The sequence below is a fragment of the Pseudomonas sp. WS 5027 genome, from assembly GCF_012985695.1.
GTDB classification, from domain to species: domain Bacteria; phylum Pseudomonadota; class Gammaproteobacteria; order Pseudomonadales; family Pseudomonadaceae; genus Aquipseudomonas; species Aquipseudomonas hygromyciniae.
Window position 1 is genome coordinate 12478 of the sequence record NZ_JAAQWU010000035.1, and the last position, 16587, is coordinate 29064.

Genomic DNA, 16587 nt, shown 5'->3' on the forward strand with positions numbered 1-16587 from the left:
TGCGTAACAGGAAGTGTCTGGCCAACGAGACATCCGTCGGCCCCGAGAATATCAACGTCGGCCGAGCAATCCGACCCACTGCACCAGCAGTGCCTCAAGCAACAGCACCCGGTTCAGGTTGGCCTTGCCCAAGACCTTCTGGCGCTGGGCGAGGATCCAGTCCTGAATGTTCAAAACCTTGTCCTGGGCGCTCTTTTGCGCCAGGTACTGCACGACCTTGCGCATGTCCATCAGACCCAGGCCGTTCTCGTCCTGGGTCAGTTGATAGCGCAGGATCAAGCTGGACCAGTCACAGAACCAGTCAAACAGCAGCAACAGCGGCACGTCTTTCCAGCCCTCGGCCAGTTGGGTGGCAGACTGCTCTTGCTTGAGCAGCTTCTTCACCCCATCGACCACCAGCGCACGCTGCTCGCGCACGCCCTGGGCCTGCAGGCTGACCGCCGCCAGGGGCGAGCCGGCCGCCAGGGTCAGCAATTCAACCCGTTCCTGCTCACTGCACTCCGGCAAGGCCTGGCCCAGCCATTGCAAACTCATGGCCTCGCTCGGCAGCGGGCAGGCCTGTTGCACGCAACGACTGCGAATGGTTGGCAGCAAACGGCTGGACTGATGACTGACCAACAGCAGCACGGTATCGCCGGATGGTTCTTCAAGGCTCTTGAGCAAGGCGTTGGCGGCGTTGATGTTCATCGACTCCACCGGCTCGATCAGCACCACCTTGCGCCCGCCCATCTGCGCGGTCTGCACCACGAAGCTCACCAGGTCACGTACCTGGTCGACCTTGATCGCCTTGTCAGCCTCTTCAGGCTCCAGCACGTAGTTGTCCGGATGGCTGCCGGCCTTGAGCAGCAGGCACGATTTGCATTGCCCGCACGCCTCCAGCCCTGCCGGCTGCTGACACAGCAGGCGAGCCATCAAGCGCTCGGCCAAGGCACGCTTGCCGATGCCTGCCGGTCCATGGAGCAGATAGGCATGGGCATGCTGGGCACGTCCGGCCAATTGCTGCCACAGGCTGTCCTGCCACGGATAGGCCTCAGCCACGGTAAAGCTCCAACAGTTTCGGGAGCAGTGCATCGATAGCCCGTTGCACTTGCTCCAGTGGTTGCGCGGCATCCAGCAGGCAATAGCGCGACGGTGCAGCTTCGGCACGCTGGAGGTACGCCGCGCGCACCGCTTCAAAAAATGCCCGCCCTTCCAGCTCGAAGCGGTCCAGGCGACCACGAGCACTGGCCCGCGCCAGGCCGACATCCACCGGCAGGTCGAAGACCAGGGTCAGGTGCGGGCGCAGATCGCCCTGGACAAAGGTCTCCAGGGTCGCGATGCGCTCCAGGGACAAGCCACGACCTGCGCCTTGGTAGGCGTAAGTGGAATCGGTAAAGCGGTCGCAGATCACCACGGCACCACGGGCCAGCGCCGGCCGGATCACTTCGGCCAGGTGCTGGGCACGTGCAGCAAACACCAGCAACAACTCGGTGTCCGGGTTCATGACTTCGTCGCCAGTCGCCAGCAGCACCTCGCGGATCTTCTCCGCCAGAGGCGTGCCGCCTGGTTCGCGGGTCAGCAGCACCTCGATCCCTTCGCCCCGCAAGCGCTCGGCCAGGTATTCACGGTTGGTACTCTTGCCGGCGCCTTCAGGGCCTTCCAGGGTAATAAACAAGCCAGTCACAGGCAGTCCTTAGTCAGAGTCATTGCGGGCTTTGCGCGGGCGCAGCTTCAGGCGCGACAGGCTCAACCGTCGCCGGTGCGGCCGGTGCAGGGCTGGAGCGATAATCGGCGCGACGCTTGAGTTGGTACTCGCGCACGGCGGCATTATGGGCATCCAGGCTATCGGAGAAAATATGGCTGCCATCGCCCCGCGCCACGAAATACAGGCTGCTGCCCGGCACCGGATTCAACGCCGCATGGATCGCCTCGCGGCCGACCATGGCAATCGGCGTCGGTGGCAGACCGCTGATCATGTAGGTGTTATAGGGGGTGGCTTCTTTCAGGTGCGCGCGCGTCAACTTGCCGTTGTAGCGCTCGCCCATGCCGTAGATCACGGTGGGGTCGGTTTGCAGCAGCATGCCGATCTTCAGGCGCCGCACAAACACCCCGGCAATCTGCCCACGCTCTTCAGGTACGCCGGTTTCCTTCTCGACCAGCGACGCCATGATCAGCGCCTGGTAGGGATCGGTATAGGGCGCATCGGGCGCGCGGCGGCTCCATTCCTGATCAAGTACATCGTCCAGGCGGTTGTAGGCTTTTTTCAGGAATTCGACATCGGTCATGCCGCGCACGAAACGGTAGGTATCAGGGAAGAACCGCCCTTCCGGAAAGACGTCGGGATGGCCGATTTTCTCCATCACCTCGCGGTCACTCAAGCCCGACAAGGTCTGCTCGATTTTTTCGTGCTTGGCCAGCGCACTGCGCACCTGGCGGAAGTTCCAGCCTTCCACCAAGGTCAGGCTGTACTGCACCACTTCGCCGCGCTGCCACAGGCCGATCAGCCCTTGGGCCGTCAGGCCCGGCGTCATGCGGTATTCACCACTGTGCAGCGGCTGACCATCCAGATTGAAACGCCAGTACAGGCGCAGCCAAAAGGCATCCTCAAGTACGCCGTCAGCTTCCAGGCGATTGAAGGTACCGGTCGGGGTCGCACCGGCCGCCACATCCAGCAATTGCTCCTGGGACAGATTCAGCGGCTGCTTCAAGGCCGAGTCCAGCTTCCAGGCCGAAAAGCCCAGCAGCAAACCCGCCAGGACCAGACCGATCTCCAGCAGCAATACAATTTTACGTCTCAAATCAAACACCCAATAGCGCGCGAACAATGCCTTGCAGTTTACGGGTGAGCGGCCCAGCCGACCAGCTCATTGGCCCATATCCAAGCACCGGCCAAATGCCATATACGCTGTTGCAGACGAACACTTCATCAGCCTGTTGCAACTGCGCAAGGCTGATATCGGCAACCCTGGTGACAACGCCCAACGCCTCGGCCCTGGCCAACAGCTCGGCACGCATGACGCCGGCCACGCCACAGCGGCTCAGGTCGGCCGTCAGCAACTGGCCGTCATGTACCAGGAACAGGTTGCTGAACACGCCTTCGATGACGCGCCCAGACATATCCAGCATCAATCCTTCCGCGTGATCGGCATCTTGCCACTCGGCGCGTGCCAGGACCTGTTCGAGGCGATTTAGATGCTTGAGACCTGCGAGCAAGGGTTGCTCGGACAAACGGGTGACGCATGGGAAAAGGCGAACGCCTGATGAACCATGAGCCTCGGGATAGGTGGCAGGCGGGCTGCCTTGCAGAATACGACGCGCTGGGGCACCTGCGTTGATGCCATAACCGCGCAGGCTATCGCCACGGGTGAGGATCAACTTGAGAACACCGTCACCGAAGGCTGCCGCATAGGCCAGCAACTCGCTGCGGACCAGGTCCTGGTCCACAGTAAGCGCCAGGCGCCTGCAACCTTCGTCGAGGCGTTGCAGATGACGATCAAGCAGCACGGGCTGCCCGGCCTTGACCGCGATGGTTTCAAACAAACCATCGCCGTAGGCCAGGCCGCGATCTTTCAGCGGCACTGCGTCCGCCGGCTGACCGTCGACCCAGCTGTGCATCACTCGGCGAACCGGCGGAACACCAGGGAACCGTTGGTACCGCCAAAGCCGAACGAGTTGGACAACACCACGTCGATCGGCATTTGCTGCGGCTCGTGAGGGACGAAGTTCAGGTCGCAGCCTTCATCCGGCTCATCAAGGTTGATGGTCGGTGGTGCAACTTGGTCCTTGATCGCCAGCACGCTGAAAATCGCTTCGACCGCACCAGCCGCGCCCAGCAGGTGACCGGTCATCGACTTGGTCGAACTGACCGCCAGCTTGTAGGCGTGCTCACCGAATACCGACCTGATGGCCTGGGCTTCCGCCAGGTCGCCAGTCGGCGTCGAGGTGCCGTGGGCGTTGATGTACTGCACTTGATCGACGTTGATCTTCGCGTCGCGCAAGGCATTGCTGATGCAACGCGCAGCGCCCGCACCGTCGGCGGGTGGCGAGGTCATGTGGTACGCATCGCCACTCATGCCAAAACCGATCAGCTCGGCATAGATCGTCGCGCCACGGGCCTTGGCGTGCTCCAGCTCTTCGAGGACCAGGGCACCGGCACCGTCGGACAGTACAAAACCATCACGGCCCTTGTCCCACGGACGACTGGCGCGGGTCGGCTCGTCATTGCGCGTCGACAGCGCACGGGACGCGCCGAAGCCGCCCATGCCCAGGCCGCAGGCAGCCATTTCGGCGCCACCGGCGATCATCACGTCAGCCTCGTCATAGGCGATATTGCGCGCCGCCATGCCGATGCAGTGAGTGCCCGTGGTGCACGCCGTGGAAATGGCGTAGTTAGGCCCCTGGGCACCCAGATGGATGGACAGGAAACCGGAAATCATATTGATGATCGAGCCCGGGACGAAGAACGGTGAAATTCGACGAGGGCCGGATTCGTGCAATGTGCGGCTGGTTTCTTCGATATTGGTCAAACCGCCAATACCCGAGCCCATGGCCACGCCGATGCGCTCACGGTTGGCATCGGTAACTTCCAGGCCGGCATTACGCACCGCCTGAAAACCGGCTGCCAGGCCGTATTGAATGAACAGGTCGAGTTTGCGGGATTCTTTGATCGAGAGATATTCCTCGACATTGAAGCCCTTTACCGAGCCGCCAAAACGGGTGGAATAGGCAGAAAGGTCCGTATGTTCAATCAGACCAATACCACTGTGGCCAGCCAGAATGCCCTGCCAACTGCTCGGCACATCCGTACCCAGTGGCGACAACATACCCATACCGGTGACTACGACGCGTCTACGCGACACAGCACTCTCCTTTTTCTTGATGACGACACTTGAGCTGACTTTTCATCAGAGCTAATGAAAAAACCGCACGCCGTTACAGCAGTGCGGTTTTTCCATAACAGCAAGCGACGATTACAAACTATTACGCCTGGTGGCTAGTAACGTAGTCGATAGCAGCTTGAACAGTAGTGATTTTTTCAGCTTCTTCGTCCGGGATTTCGGTCTCGAATTCCTCTTCCAGAGCCATCACCAGCTCAACGGTGTCAAGGGAATCGGCACCCAGGTCTTCTACGAAGGAAGCAGTGTTGGTCACTTCTTCTTCTTTAACGCCCAGTTGCTCGGCGACGATTTTCTTGACGCGCTCTTCGATGGTGCTCATACCTTGTTTAACTCCTAATGGACAAATTCAGGCAGCTGGCCAGTGGGTAAGTGTATAGAAAGGCTTTTCAGCTTTTCAACTGAAAGCTTCACCCTCGTACCCTACCGGCCACCTGTCTATAAATAGATTGCAGCTTTATAACGGATTTTAGACAGCTCGTATGACATTTTTTTGAAGCGATCCGTCACAATTTAACTCATGTACATCCCGCCGTTCACCGGGATTGTAGCCCCAGTCACGTATGCCGCACCGTCAGATGCCAGGAAAGAGACCACATTGGCGATCTCTTGGGCCTGGCCCAGACGGCCCAGCGGAATTTGCGTCAGCAACGCATCACGCTGCGCTTCAGGCAATTCGCGGGTCATATCGGTATCGATAAACCCTGGAGCCACCGAGTTGACCGTAATCGACCGCGAGCCGACTTCACGCGCCAGGGCTCGGCTGAAACCTTCCAGGCCGGCCTTGGCAGACGCGTAGTTTACTTGGCCTGCGTTGCCCATGGCACCCACTACGGAGCCAATATTGATAATTCGCCCCCAACGCGCCTTGGTCATGCCGCGCAAAACACCCTTGGACAGGCGAAACAGACTGTTCAAGTTGGTATCGACCACGTCGTACCACTCGTCGTCTTTCATGCGCATCATCAGGTTGTCGCGGGTAATACCGGCGTTGTTCACCAGAATTGCCGGCGTACCGAATTGCGCAGTGATCTGGGCCAGTACGGCAGCCACGGATTCATCGCTGGTCACGTTGAGCTCCAGGCCCGTGCCCTGCACGCCATTTTCCTTGAGGGTCGCGGCGATACGCTCGGCGCCAGAGGCTGAGGTGGCAGTACCGATCACTACAGCGCCCTGACGGCCCAATTCCAGGGCAATCGCCTGGCCAATGCCACGGCTTGCGCCGGTAACCAGTGCAACTTTACCTTGCAGACTCATGCAGGCTTCTCCTTAGTTCAGGCCAGTGCGGCGCGGGCGGCTGCGAAGCCATCCGGGGTATTGAGGTTGGAAGTCGACACGCCTTCGGCGCAGCGCTTGTTGAGACCAGCCAGGACTTTACCCGGACCACACTCAACCAGTTGAGTAGCGCCCTTGCCAGCCAGGGTCTGGACCGATTCAACCCAGCGAACCGGCTTGTACAGTTGCTCCAGCAGGTCACGCTTGAGGGTTTCCAGGTCAGGCGCCACGTCGGCGCTGACGTTTTGCACCAACGGGATCTGCGGCGCCTGCCAGTTGATGGCTGCGATGGACTCGGCGAAACGCTCGGCCGCCGGGCGCATCAACTCGCAATGGGATGGCACGCTGACCGGCAGTGGCAATGCACGTTTGGCACCGCGGGCCTTGCAACCTTCGATGGCGCGCTCAACCGCGGCCTTGGCACCGGCGATCACCACCTGGCCAGGAGAGTTGAAGTTCACCGCGCTGACCACTTCGCCCTGGGCCGCTTCGGCACAGGCTTCGATCACCACGGCGTCGTCCAGGCCCAGGATGGCAGCCATACCGCCCTGCCCGGCCGGAACAGCCTCTTGCATCAGTTGACCACGGCGCTCTACCAGCTTGACCGCCTCAGCGAGGGTCAGGCTGCCTGCCGCGACCAAGGCGCTGTACTCGCCCAGGCTGTGACCGGCGACGAAAGCCGGGCGTGCGCCGCCTTCAGCCAGCCAGACGCGCCACAGCGCGACGGAAGCCGTCAGGATTGCAGGTTGGGTTTTATCGGTTTGATTGAGCAGTTCTTCCGGCCCGTCCTGGGTCAATGCCCAAAGATCGTAGCCCAAGGCAGCAGAAGCTTCCTTGAAGGTTTCCAGGACCAGCGGGTATTGCGCGCCCAGCTCGGCCAACATGCCGAGGGACTGCGAACCCTGCCCTGGAAAGACGAATGCGAGGGATGTAGACATGTAACAAGCCCCTAATGATCTGGTCGTCGGTGAATTGACGCCCCACAGCTGGGAGCGCAAGAAACTGACAGATTGGATGGTCAATTGAACTGGCCGGTCACATTTAAGCATTCCCGGCCCGATTCGCCTAAGGCAACAGATCCTCAAGACGGCCATGCAAGCGCTGCGGCAGGTTCTCCTGGATCTCGATCACTGCGCGCGCAATGGCACTCTGAAAGCCCTGGACCCCCGCCGAACCGTGGCTTTTTACCACAATACCCTGCAAACCGAGGAAGCTTGCGCCATTATGCCGCGCCGGGGCGAGGTCCGCCTGCAAGCGCCGCATCAACGGCAGCGCCAGCGCACCCACCAACCGGGAAGCCAGGTTGCGCTTGAACAACGCCTCGATCCGCGCGGCAATCATCGTAGCCAGGCCCTCGCTGGATTTAAGCAAAATATTTCCAACAAAGCCGTCACAAACCACTACATCAGCCTCGCCGCGATACAACCCGTCGCCCTCGACAAACCCGATGTAGTTCAAGCCCCGCGCCTGCTGCAACAGACTGGCGGCCAACTTGACCTGTTGATTGCCCTTGATGTCCTCGGTGCCGATGTTCAGCAAAGCAACTCGCGGACGCACCACCCCCAGCGCTTCGGCAGCGACCGAGCCCATCAAGGCAAAATGCAGCAGGTGCTCGGCGCTGCAATCGACATTCGCCCCCAGGTCCAGCAACTGACAGTAGCCACGCTGCGTAGGGATCGCCGCGACCATCGCTGGCCGATCAATGCCTGGCAGGGTTTTGAGCACATGACGGGACAAGGCCATCAAAGCCCCGGTATTGCCGGCACTGACACACGCCTGGACCTTGCCATCGCGCAGCAGCTCAAGGGCCACGCGCATGGAGGAATCGGGCTTGCCACGCAGGGCCTGGGCGGGCTTTTCATCCATGCCGATGGTTTCGCTGGCTGGCGTTATCGTCAGGCGCGCGCGATCCACCGCCGGATGGCTGGCAATCAGTTCTTCAAGTAGGGATGGTTGACCGACGAGGGTCAGGTGCAGCGAGGGCGTAGCAGACAGGCTGGCAATGCATGCCTGGACAATGCTGCGGGGACCGAAGTCCCCGCCCATTGCGTCAATCGCGATGACTTGAGCAGACAAGTGATTACTCGTCAGCGCCCTTGTCGATCACTTTACGGCCACGGTATACGCCTTCTGGCGATACGTGGTGACGCAGGTGAATTTCACCGGTGGTTTTTTCTACAGACAGAGTGCTTGCCGTCAGGGCATCGTGGGAACGACGCATGTCACGGGCAGAGCGGGATTTTTTGTTCTGCTGAACAGCCATAATTGATTAACTCCTAAACGTTTGGGTCACGCTTTAACTGCGCCAATACACTGAACGGGTTGGACCGCGTTACCTCGTCCTCGCTCGGTTCGGACTCGTCATCGAGCCCCGCCGGCTGCTGGCATTCTTCCGGATGATGAGCAGGCACAATGGGCAAGGCGAGCAGAAGCTCCTCCTCGATCAGTGCATGCAGATCCAAAGGATCTTCGCCCAGTTCCAGCACGTCATAACCTTTCGGCAACGACTGGGTATTCGCACCCTCTTTCACCACAGCATAACTGCATTCGCTGTGGATCGGCAGGGTGACCAGCTCAAGACAACGCTGGCAAACCATTTTGACCTCGGTGTCGATAAAGCTGTGGATCACCACAGATTTACGTTCATCTCGCTCAAAAACGAATTTAGCCTGCACCGTACCGACATTGTCGGAAAGCGGGTCGCAGAGTCTCTCCAAATCGGCCAGCAACACTTCACCTTGGAGGGTGGTGCCACGATCAGCCAATTTGCGCGGGTCAACGTGAGGTGGAATCGGGTCATTCAACATAGGCGCAGCATTATAGGGATGCACCCGCCCATGTCAAAGGAAATTCAGCCCTGTGCGCCAGACTGTCCACTCGCTAGAATCCGCGACTGCCTTGAGGAGAGCCACATGTTGCCTTTATTACTCGCTTCCAGCTCGGTTTATCGCCGGGAACTGCTGAATCGCCTGCAGCTGCCGTTCATCTGCAGCTCTCCGGATATCGACGAAAGCCATCGCGCAAATGAGTCTGCGGTCGAGCTGGTCAAGCGCCTGGCCGAAGAGAAAGCCCACGCCCTTGCCGACAGCCACCCAGGGCACCTGATCATCGGCTCGGACCAGGTCGCGGCGCTGGACGGCCGAATCATCGGCAAGCCCCACACCTTCGAAATAGCTCGTGAACAGTTGCTGGCAGCCAGTGGCCGGCAGGTCAGCTTCCTGACCGGCCTGGCGCTACTCAATAGCGACACCGGGCATTGCCAGGTGGACTGCATCCCCTTCACCGTCACCATGCGCCAACTGGACATAGCGCGAATCGAGCGCTACCTGCGAGCCGAGCAGCCCTACGACTGCGCTGGCAGCTTCAAGGCTGAAGGGCTGGGGGTGAGCCTGTTTCAAAGCACCGAAGGCCCGGACGCCACCAGCCTCATCGGCCTACCGCTGATTCGCCTGGTAGATATGCTGCTGGCCGAAGGCGTGCAGGTCCCCTGAGAGCCCCACAAAAAACAATGTGGGAGCCGGGCTTGCCCGCGATGACGGCCTGTCAGCAACCCATTGGCTGGCTGACCCACCGCAATCGCGGGCAAGCCCGCTCCCACATTTTGAGCTATGCCAATCGCGAGATCAGCGCAAGGCCGGACCCTGGAAGCCCATATACAGCGCCAATTTCTCCGCCACACTGGCACCCAGACGCTTGGAGAAGCGATCGAACGGCGATTCCTGGACGGTAAAGTCCACCAGCTCCTTCTCGCCGATCACATCACGCGCCACCGAACTGGCACTGCCCAGACCATCGATCAAGCCCAACGGCAAGGCCTGCTCACCAGACCAGATCAGCCCGGAGAACAACTCCGGATGTTCTTTATCCTTGAGCCGCTCACCACGCCCCTGCTTGACACTGGCAATGAACTGGCGATGGGTGGTGTCGAGTACGCTCTGCCAGAACTGGGTTTCGTCAGCCTTTTGCGGCTGGAACGGGTCGAGAAACGACTTGTGCTCACCCGAGGTGTAGGTACGCCGCTCAACCCCCAGCTTCTCCATGGTCCCGACAAACCCGTAGCCGGCCGCCGTCACACCAATGGAACCCACAAGGCTGGCCTTGTCGGCGTAAATCTGGTCGGCGGCGCTGGCAATGTAATAGGCGCCAGAGGCGCCCAGATCAGAGATCACCGCGTACAACTTGGTCTCTGGATGCAACGCGCGCAGACGGCGGATCTCGTCATAGACGTAGCCCGACTGCACCGGGCTGCCACCAGGACTGTTAATGCGTAGCACCACACCCTTGACCTTGGGATCCTCGAAGGCGGTGCGCAGGCTGCTGACGATATTGTCGGCGCTGGCAGACTCCTTGTCGGCAATCACCCCGCGCACTTCGATCAGGGCGGTGTAGCTGCCGCTGCGGGCGGCGCTTTTTTCCATATCCACCAAAGGACTGAACAACACCAGCATGCCAATCAGATAGGTAAAGGTCAGGAGCTTGAAGAAGATCCCCCAGCGCCGGGCGCGGCGCTGCTCCTGGACGCCCGCCAGCAGGGTTTTTTCCAGCAGTTTCCAGCTTTTATCATCGCCATTGTCGGCAGCGGCCTTGGTCGGCGCCTTCCACTCATCGGTCATGCCATCTACCCCAGCAAAAACTTAACGGGCCTGGTTGAGCCAGGCGTGCAATTGCGAAAACCTGTCAATCGTCAGTCGCGGCTCGTAAGCCTGCAAGGCTTCCGGGGACTGGGCACCATAACTGACGGCAACGCTGTCCATACCGGCGTTGCGCGCCATTAGCAGATCAAACGAGGCATCACCGACCATCAACGACTCACGGGCAGAAACGCCGCAATGGGCCATGATCTGCTCCAGCATCAACGGATGAGGCTTGCTCGCGGTTTCATCGGCGGCGCGCGTGGCGTCAAAGTAATTTTCCCAGCCATTGGCCTTGAGCACCCGATCCAGCCCTCGCCGGGCCTTGCCGGTCGCGACCGCCAGGTGATAGCCCTGCTCGCGCAATGCCTCCAGGGACTGCACGACCCCTTCAAACAAAGGCGAAGGCTCGGATTCCAGGGCAATGTAGTGATCGGCGTAGTGCTCGCGAAACGCTACCAGCTCGCCGTCGGATATCTGCGGGTACAAGGTACGAATGGCCTCGGGCAACCCCAGACCAATGATGCCCTTGACCGCCAGGTCACTGCACAACTCAAAGCCGGAACGGGTCGAGGCCATATGCATGGACTCGACAATCCGGCCAATGGAATCGCACAGGGTGCCATCCCAATCAAAAATCAGCAGTTTGTAGTCAGGGCGCGACACTCAGGCGCTCCACAGTCTTGGCCCACATCTCATCGACGGGCGCCTGCAACTTCAATTCGCCACCATCAGGCAACGGCACCGTCAACATATAGGCATGCAGAAACAGGCGCTTGCCGCCCAGATCGCGGATCTCCTTGGAGAATCCCTCGTCGCCATACTTGGTATCGCCAGCAATACAGTGGCCGGCGTGCAGGGTATGTACGCGAATCTGGTGAGTGCGCCCGGTCACCGGCTTGGCCTCGACCATGGTTGCAAAATCACCGAAACGTCGGAGCACCTTGAACAGGGTCAGCGCTTCCTTGCCCTCCTCGTCCACCTCGACCATACGCTCGCCGGAGCGCAGGTTGCTCTTCTGCAGCGGTGCCCGCACGCTCTTGATAGAGGACGCCCAATTGCCACGCACCAGCGCCATATAGCGCTTGTCCACGCCATCGCCGCGCAAAGCGGTATGCAGGTGGCGCAACATGCTGCGTTTCTTGGCGATCATCAACAGGCCGGAGGTGTCGCGATCCAGGCGATGGACCAGTTCCAGCTCCTTGGCATCCGGACGCAACTGACGAAAGGCTTCGATCACCCCGAAATTCAGGCCGCTGCCACCATGAACCGCAATGCCGCACGGCTTGTTGATCACAATCAGCTTGTTGTCTTCGAAGACAATCGACGCCTCAAGACGCTGCAGCAGGCCCTGGGCCAGTGGCACGGGCTCGTCACGCTCAGGCACGCGAACAGGCGGCACGCGGACGATATCGCCCGCCTGTAGCTTGTACTCAGGCTTGATCCGGCCTTTGTTCACCCGCACTTCGCCTTTACGCAAAATGCGATAAATCAAGGTCTTGGGCACGCCCTTGAGCCTGGCCAGAAGAAAGTTGTCGATGCGTTGGCCGGCATATTCCGGCGAGACCTCAAGCAGCTGGACGCTGGGGGTCGGGGGGGTGGTAGTCGTCATGGCGGGAATGATAACAATTTTTTATGGAATTGAAGCACTTAATCATTGCTGCTATAGTCGCGAACGCCGCCAAAAGCGGCCTGGGCAGAGGACTCGCGGCAAACAGCCGCCCCTGACCATCGCAATTCATCAGGACGCGAGGCCGTCCTACGGGGCTTTCGCCACACTGGAAGGCTCAAGATTGTAACAAGCGCAGGTGACATGAGGCCTGAAGCGAGTGCAAAAAGCAGAGTGATTACTCGCCTATTGCGCCGATATTTACGGCCAGTTCACAAAGTGCAGTCAGTCTTGTACCAGACCACGGCGAATGCTTCGGAAACAACGCCTGTTATTAGCCATGAGCGTGAACTCCCCATTGGAGAACACGGTAAATGCCAACCCGCTGCGGATTCTGCGCGCGGCAGCACCCGAATTATCAGGGATACGTGTAGGGTGGAGATGCACAACCGTCGGACTGTGTAGCACTAGGCTTATATTTAGACGCTTCATCTCGTCCACAGTCGCCGGTTGATTCCTCCTCCTGACTGAGTGCTTATTAAGTCACCACAGCAAGCAGGACGCGTAAGTCGCGATACCAGCCCAATTGGCCAGTATTGCTGGACACTGGAGTGGCCAACCACTCTTGACGCACCTGACACCGACCGTGAGAAGTCGTGTGTGCCGAACGCCGTTTCCGGCAGCCCGGAAACCGACGGTACAACATGAAAAGAATGCTGATTAACGCAACTCAACCCGAAGAGTTGCGTGTTGCACTGGTAGATGGCCAACGCCTCTACGACCTGGACATCGAGTCCGGTGCACGCGAGCAGAAGAAGGCCAACATCTATAAAGGCCGGATTACTCGCATCGAGCCAAGCCTTGAGGCTGCCTTTGTCGATTTTGGCTCTGAGCGCCATGGCTTCCTGCCCCTCAAGGAAATCTCCCGCGAATACTTCAAGAAAGCCCCTGAAGGCCGCGTGAACATCAAGGACGTCCTGAGCGAAGGCCAGGAAGTCATCGTCCAGGTTGAAAAAGAAGAACGTGGCAACAAGGGCGCAGCCCTGACCACCTTCATCAGCCTGGCTGGCCGTTACCTGGTCCTGATGCCGAACAACCCGCGTGCTGGCGGCATCTCCCGTCGCATCGAAGGCGAAGAGCGCAACGAACTGCGTGAAGCGCTGAACGGCCTGATCGCCCCGGCTGACATGGGCCTGATCGTGCGCACTGCCGGCCTTGGCCGCAGCAGCGAAGAAATGCAGTGGGACCTCGACTACCTGCTGCAACTGTGGACTGCTATTAAAGAAGCATCCCTGGACCGCTCCGCGCCATTCCTGATCTATCAGGAAAGCAACGTGATCATCCGCGCCATCCGCGACTACCTGCGCCAGGACATCGGCGAAGTGCTGATCGACAGCGTCGAAGCCCAGGACGAAGCCCTGACCTTCATCCGCCAGGTGATGCCGCAGTACGCCAGCAAGATCAAGCTGTACGAAGACAGCGTTCCGCTGTTCAACCGCTTCCAGATCGAAAGCCAGATCGAAACCGCCTTCCAGCGCGTGGTCGAACTGCCTTCCGGTGGCTCCATCGTGATCGATCCGACCGAAGCCCTGGTGTCCATCGACATCAACTCGGCGCGCGCCACCAAAGGCAGCGACATCGAAGAAACCGCGCTGCAGACCAACCTGGAAGCAGCCGAAGAGATCGCTCGCCAACTGCGCCTGCGTGATATCGGCGGCCTGATCGTGATCGACTTCATCGACATGACCCCAGCCAAGAACCAGCGCGCCGTGGAAGAAAAAGTCCGCGAATGCCTGGAAGCCGACCGTGCCCGCGTACAAGTTGGCCGCATCTCGCGCTTCGGCCTGCTGGAAATGTCCCGCCAGCGCCTGCGTCCATCCCTGGGCGAGAGCAGCGGCATCGTCTGCCCGCGTTGCAACGGCACCGGCATCATCCGTGACGTTGAATCGCTGTCCCTGGCGATCCTGCGCCTGATCGAAGAAGAAGCCCTGAAGGACCGCACCGCCGAAGTCCGCGCACAAGTGCCGATCCCGGTTGCAGCCTTCCTGCTCAACGAAAAACGCAACTCGATCACCAAGATCGAACTGCGCACCCGTGCCCGTATCGTGATCCTGCCGAACGATCACCTCGAGACGCCGCACTTCGAAGTCCAGCGCCTGCGTGATGACAGCCCGGAAGCCCACAGCGGCCAGTCCAGCTACGAAATCGCCGCTGCCGCTGCCGAAGTCGAAGAAGTCCAGCCAGCCGCCGCGACCCGCACCCTGGTTCGCCAGGAAGCCGCGGTCAAGACCGCGCCGGCCCGTGCCAACGCACCGGTACCGGCTGAAGTCGCTGCCCCGGTTGCCGCGCCTGCTTCCCTGCCGGAGCCAAGCCTGTTCAAGGGCCTGGTGAAGTCGCTGGTCAGCCTGTTCGCCACCAAGGAAGAGCCTGTCGCTCCAGCCGTGGTCGAGAAGCCTGCCGCTGAACGTCCTGCACGCAACGAAGAGCGTCGCAACGGTCGTCAGCAGAGCCGTAACCGCAACGGTCGCCGTGACGAAGAACGCAAACCTCGCGAAGAGCGTGCACCGCGTGAAGAACGCGCACCACGTGAAGAGCGTCAACCGCGCGAAGCCCGTGAAGAAGCCCCGGCCGTAGCCCGTGAAGAACGTGCGCCACGTGAAGAACGCGCACCGCGCGCGCCTCGCGCCCCACGTGAAGATCGCAAGCCCCGTGGCGAGCGTGAAGAACGTGTACGTGAACTGCGCGAGCCACTGGACGCCGCTCCAGCCGTGGCAGCCGCTGGCGCTGTTGCAGTGGATACCGCGACTGAAGAACGCCCGGCCCGCCAGCCCCGTGAAGAACGCGCCCCACGCCCACCGCGTGAAGAGCGTCAACCACGTGCCGAGCAAGCTGCCGCCGCCAGTGAAGAAGAACTGCTGACCAACGACGAACAGCCACAGGAAGATGGCCAGGACAACGCCGAAGGCGATCGTCCACGCCGCCGCTCCCGTGGCCAGCGTCGTCGCAGCAACCGTCGCGAGCGTCAACGTGACGCCAACGGCAACGTGATCGAAGGCTCGGAAGAGACCGGCGAAGCCACTGAAGAAGCTGCCAACAACGAGCCAACCAGCACCGAACTGGCTGCTGGCCTGGCCGTTACCGCAGCGGTTGCCAGCTCGGTCATCAGCGCTCCTGCCGAAGCCGAAGCCAACCAGCAGGCCGAACGTGCCACCGCTGCCGTGCAGGAAACTGCCGTGGTCGAAGCGCCAGTTGTGGAAGCCACCACCGTGGTCGAAGCACCTGCCGCTCCAGAAGTGGAAGTTGCTCCAGTTCACGAAGCCCAGCCTGAAGCCGAAGTAGTGGCTGCACCTGCGCTCGTGGTTGAGCCACAGCCTGTGGTTGAAGCGGTTGTCGAAGCGCCAGTTGCCGAACCAACCCCGGAAGTGCGTGAAGTTCGCGAAGAACAGACCGCCTTCCAGTGGACTGCCGAGCCAGCCGTCGTCGCCGAAGCACCAGCCCCGGCACCGGTAGAGGAAGCGCCAGCACCTGTCGCCGAACCTGCGGTGGTTGCAGAACCAGTCGTGGTTGCCGAGCCGGCTCCGGTGGTGGTGGAAACCCCAGTCGTAGCCGAAGTGGTCGCCCCAGTGGTTGAAACCCCTGCCAGCGCCCTCACCGAAAACGGCCGTGCGCCTAACGACCCGCGTGAAGTGCGTCGTCGCAAGCGTGAAGCCGAGCGTCTGCAGAAAGAAGCCGAAGCAGCAGCGGCGGCGGCCCCGGCCGTAGTCGAGGCAGTTGCGCAAGCACCGGCCATCGAAGCTGAAGTTGAGCACACTGCCCCGGTCATCGACGAGAACCTGCGTTCCGTTGAAGAAGTGGTAGAGCACAACCCAAAAGCCCTGGAAGAAGAGCACGAGCCTAAACCCCTCGCCTGATTCCAACGGCAACTAAAAAGCCCCGCCTGAGCAATCAGGCGGGGCTTTTTTATGCGCTCCATTCAACGACAGAGATCATGTGTGGGGGCTTACCCGCGATGGCCATAGGTATCTACACAACTTTGCCGCAACGCCTAAATCCAGGCAGATAGCGCAGTTGTGGCGAGCGGGCTTGTCGGAACGCCGCATCGCCCGCTCGCCACAGGAGAGTTCGTCAGTTTCTGAAAGTTGTGTAGATACCTATGCCGCGATGGCGGTAGAGAGAGGCGCGGTGAGCTTGAGGCCGC

16 protein-coding genes are annotated in these 16587 nt (G+C 60.5%); 2 read left to right on the forward strand and 14 right to left on the reverse strand.

Going from position 1 to position 16587, the window contains the following annotated elements; genetic code table 11:
* Positions 1–51 precede the first annotated feature (51 nt).
* From HBO09_RS27510 to HBO09_RS27560, 11 genes are all read right to left on the reverse strand, one after another.
* Complete coding sequence (locus HBO09_RS27510) at positions 52–1038, reverse strand: DNA polymerase III subunit delta' (protein WP_169992725.1); 987 nt, start codon at positions 1036–1038, stop codon at positions 52–54.
* Positions 1031–1663, reverse strand: coding sequence for a dTMP kinase (gene tmk, locus HBO09_RS27515; protein ID WP_169992727.1), 633 nt, complete (start codon positions 1661–1663; stop codon positions 1031–1033). The genes HBO09_RS27510 and tmk overlap by 8 nt, the downstream gene beginning before the upstream one ends.
* A gap of 19 nt (positions 1664–1682) precedes the next feature.
* Positions 1683–2777 (reverse strand): endolytic transglycosylase MltG, encoded by a 1095-nt coding sequence (mltG, locus tag HBO09_RS27520; RefSeq protein ID WP_169992729.1) that lies wholly within the window; start codon positions 2775–2777, stop codon positions 1683–1685.
* 1 nt (position 2778) lies between these two features.
* On the reverse strand, positions 2779–3594 hold the full coding sequence (pabC, locus tag HBO09_RS27525; protein ID WP_169992731.1) for an aminodeoxychorismate lyase: 816 nt from the start codon (positions 3592–3594) through the stop codon (positions 2779–2781).
* Positions 3594–4838, reverse strand: a complete 1245-nt coding sequence (gene fabF, locus HBO09_RS27530; protein ID WP_169992733.1) for a beta-ketoacyl-ACP synthase II — start codon at positions 4836–4838, stop codon at positions 3594–3596. The genes pabC and fabF overlap by 1 nt, the downstream gene beginning before the upstream one ends.
* Before the next feature lie 121 nt (positions 4839–4959).
* Positions 4960–5196: an acyl carrier protein gene (gene acpP, locus HBO09_RS27535; protein ID WP_010165887.1), complete on the reverse strand. Its 237-nt coding sequence runs from the start codon at positions 5194–5196 to the stop codon at positions 4960–4962.
* 191 nt (positions 5197–5387) lie between these two features.
* The gene (gene fabG, locus HBO09_RS27540; RefSeq protein WP_169955212.1) at positions 5388–6131 is read right to left on the reverse strand and encodes a 3-oxoacyl-ACP reductase FabG; all 744 of its coding nucleotides are present in this window, start codon (positions 6129–6131) and stop codon (positions 5388–5390) included.
* A gap of 17 nt (positions 6132–6148) precedes the next feature.
* Positions 6149–7087 carry an ACP S-malonyltransferase gene (gene fabD / locus HBO09_RS27545; RefSeq protein WP_169992735.1) on the reverse strand — a complete coding sequence of 313 codons (939 nt, stop codon included), beginning with the start codon at positions 7085–7087 and terminating at the stop codon, positions 6149–6151.
* A 127-nt stretch (positions 7088–7214) separates the two neighbouring features.
* Positions 7215–8225 carry a phosphate acyltransferase PlsX gene (plsX, locus tag HBO09_RS27550; protein WP_169992737.1) on the reverse strand — a complete coding sequence of 337 codons (1011 nt, stop codon included), beginning with the start codon at positions 8223–8225 and terminating at the stop codon, positions 7215–7217.
* A gap of 4 nt (positions 8226–8229) precedes the next feature.
* Positions 8230–8412 (reverse strand): 50S ribosomal protein L32, encoded by a 183-nt coding sequence (rpmF, locus tag HBO09_RS27555; protein WP_008152339.1) that lies wholly within the window; start codon positions 8410–8412, stop codon positions 8230–8232.
* Positions 8413–8425: 13 nt separating this feature from the next.
* A complete protein-coding gene (locus HBO09_RS27560; protein WP_029299696.1) occupies positions 8426–8956 on the reverse strand; it encodes a YceD family protein in 531 nt (176 codons plus the stop codon).
* 105 nt (positions 8957–9061) lie between these two features.
* Here HBO09_RS27560 and HBO09_RS27565 point away from each other — a divergent pair, with 105 nt between their 5' ends.
* Positions 9062–9640 (forward strand): nucleoside triphosphate pyrophosphatase, encoded by a 579-nt coding sequence (locus HBO09_RS27565; protein ID WP_169992739.1) that lies wholly within the window; start codon positions 9062–9064, stop codon positions 9638–9640.
* A gap of 132 nt (positions 9641–9772) precedes the next feature.
* Here HBO09_RS27565 and HBO09_RS27570 read toward each other — a convergent pair whose 3' ends face one another.
* The 3 genes from HBO09_RS27570 to rluC are packed head-to-tail and all read right to left on the reverse strand — an operon-like array spanning position 9773 to position 12392.
* On the reverse strand, positions 9773–10762 hold the full coding sequence (locus HBO09_RS27570; RefSeq protein ID WP_169992741.1) for a S49 family peptidase: 990 nt from the start codon (positions 10760–10762) through the stop codon (positions 9773–9775).
* Between the two features lie 21 nt (positions 10763–10783).
* A complete protein-coding gene (locus HBO09_RS27575; RefSeq protein ID WP_169992743.1) occupies positions 10784–11446 on the reverse strand; it encodes an HAD-IA family hydrolase in 663 nt (220 codons plus the stop codon).
* Positions 11433–12392: a 23S rRNA pseudouridine(955/2504/2580) synthase RluC gene (gene rluC / locus HBO09_RS27580; protein WP_005790558.1), complete on the reverse strand. Its 960-nt coding sequence runs from the start codon at positions 12390–12392 to the stop codon at positions 11433–11435. Before rluC ends, HBO09_RS27575 begins: the two co-directional genes overlap by 14 nt.
* 701 nt (positions 12393–13093) lie before the next feature.
* Between rluC and rne the strand changes: the two genes are divergently transcribed.
* Positions 13094–16300 (forward strand): ribonuclease E, encoded by a 3207-nt coding sequence (gene rne / locus HBO09_RS27585; RefSeq protein WP_169992746.1) that lies wholly within the window; start codon positions 13094–13096, stop codon positions 16298–16300.
* Positions 16301–16587 lie beyond the last annotated feature (287 nt).

Excerpts from the sequence above, each read along its gene's own strand:
- pabC (WP_169992731.1), bottom strand. The coding sequence starts at position 3,594 with ATGCACAGCTGGGTCGACGGTCAGCCGGCGGACGCAGTGCCGCTGAAA.
- acpP (WP_010165887.1), bottom strand. The coding sequence starts at position 5,196 with ATGAGCACCATCGAAGAGCGCGTCAAGAAAATCGTCGCCGAGCAACTG.
- fabG (WP_169955212.1), bottom strand. The coding sequence starts at position 6,131 with ATGAGTCTGCAAGGTAAAGTTGCACTGGTTACCGGCGCAAGCCGTGGC.
- fabD (WP_169992735.1), bottom strand. The coding sequence starts at position 7,087 with ATGTCTACATCCCTCGCATTCGTCTTTCCAGGGCAGGGTTCGCAGTCC.
- rpmF (WP_008152339.1), bottom strand. The coding sequence starts at position 8,412 with ATGGCTGTTCAGCAGAACAAAAAATCCCGCTCTGCCCGTGACATGCGT.
- HBO09_RS27560 (WP_029299696.1), bottom strand. The coding sequence starts at position 8,956 with ATGTTGAATGACCCGATTCCACCTCACGTTGACCCGCGCAAATTGGCT.
- HBO09_RS27565 (WP_169992739.1), top strand. The coding sequence starts at position 9,062 with ATGTTGCCTTTATTACTCGCTTCCAGCTCGGTTTATCGCCGGGAACTG.
- HBO09_RS27570 (WP_169992741.1), bottom strand. The coding sequence starts at position 10,762 with ATGACCGATGAGTGGAAGGCGCCGACCAAGGCCGCTGCCGACAATGGC.
- rluC (WP_005790558.1), bottom strand. The coding sequence starts at position 12,392 with ATGACGACTACCACCCCCCCGACCCCCAGCGTCCAGCTGCTTGAGGTC.
- rne (WP_169992746.1), top strand. The coding sequence starts at position 13,094 with ATGAAAAGAATGCTGATTAACGCAACTCAACCCGAAGAGTTGCGTGTT.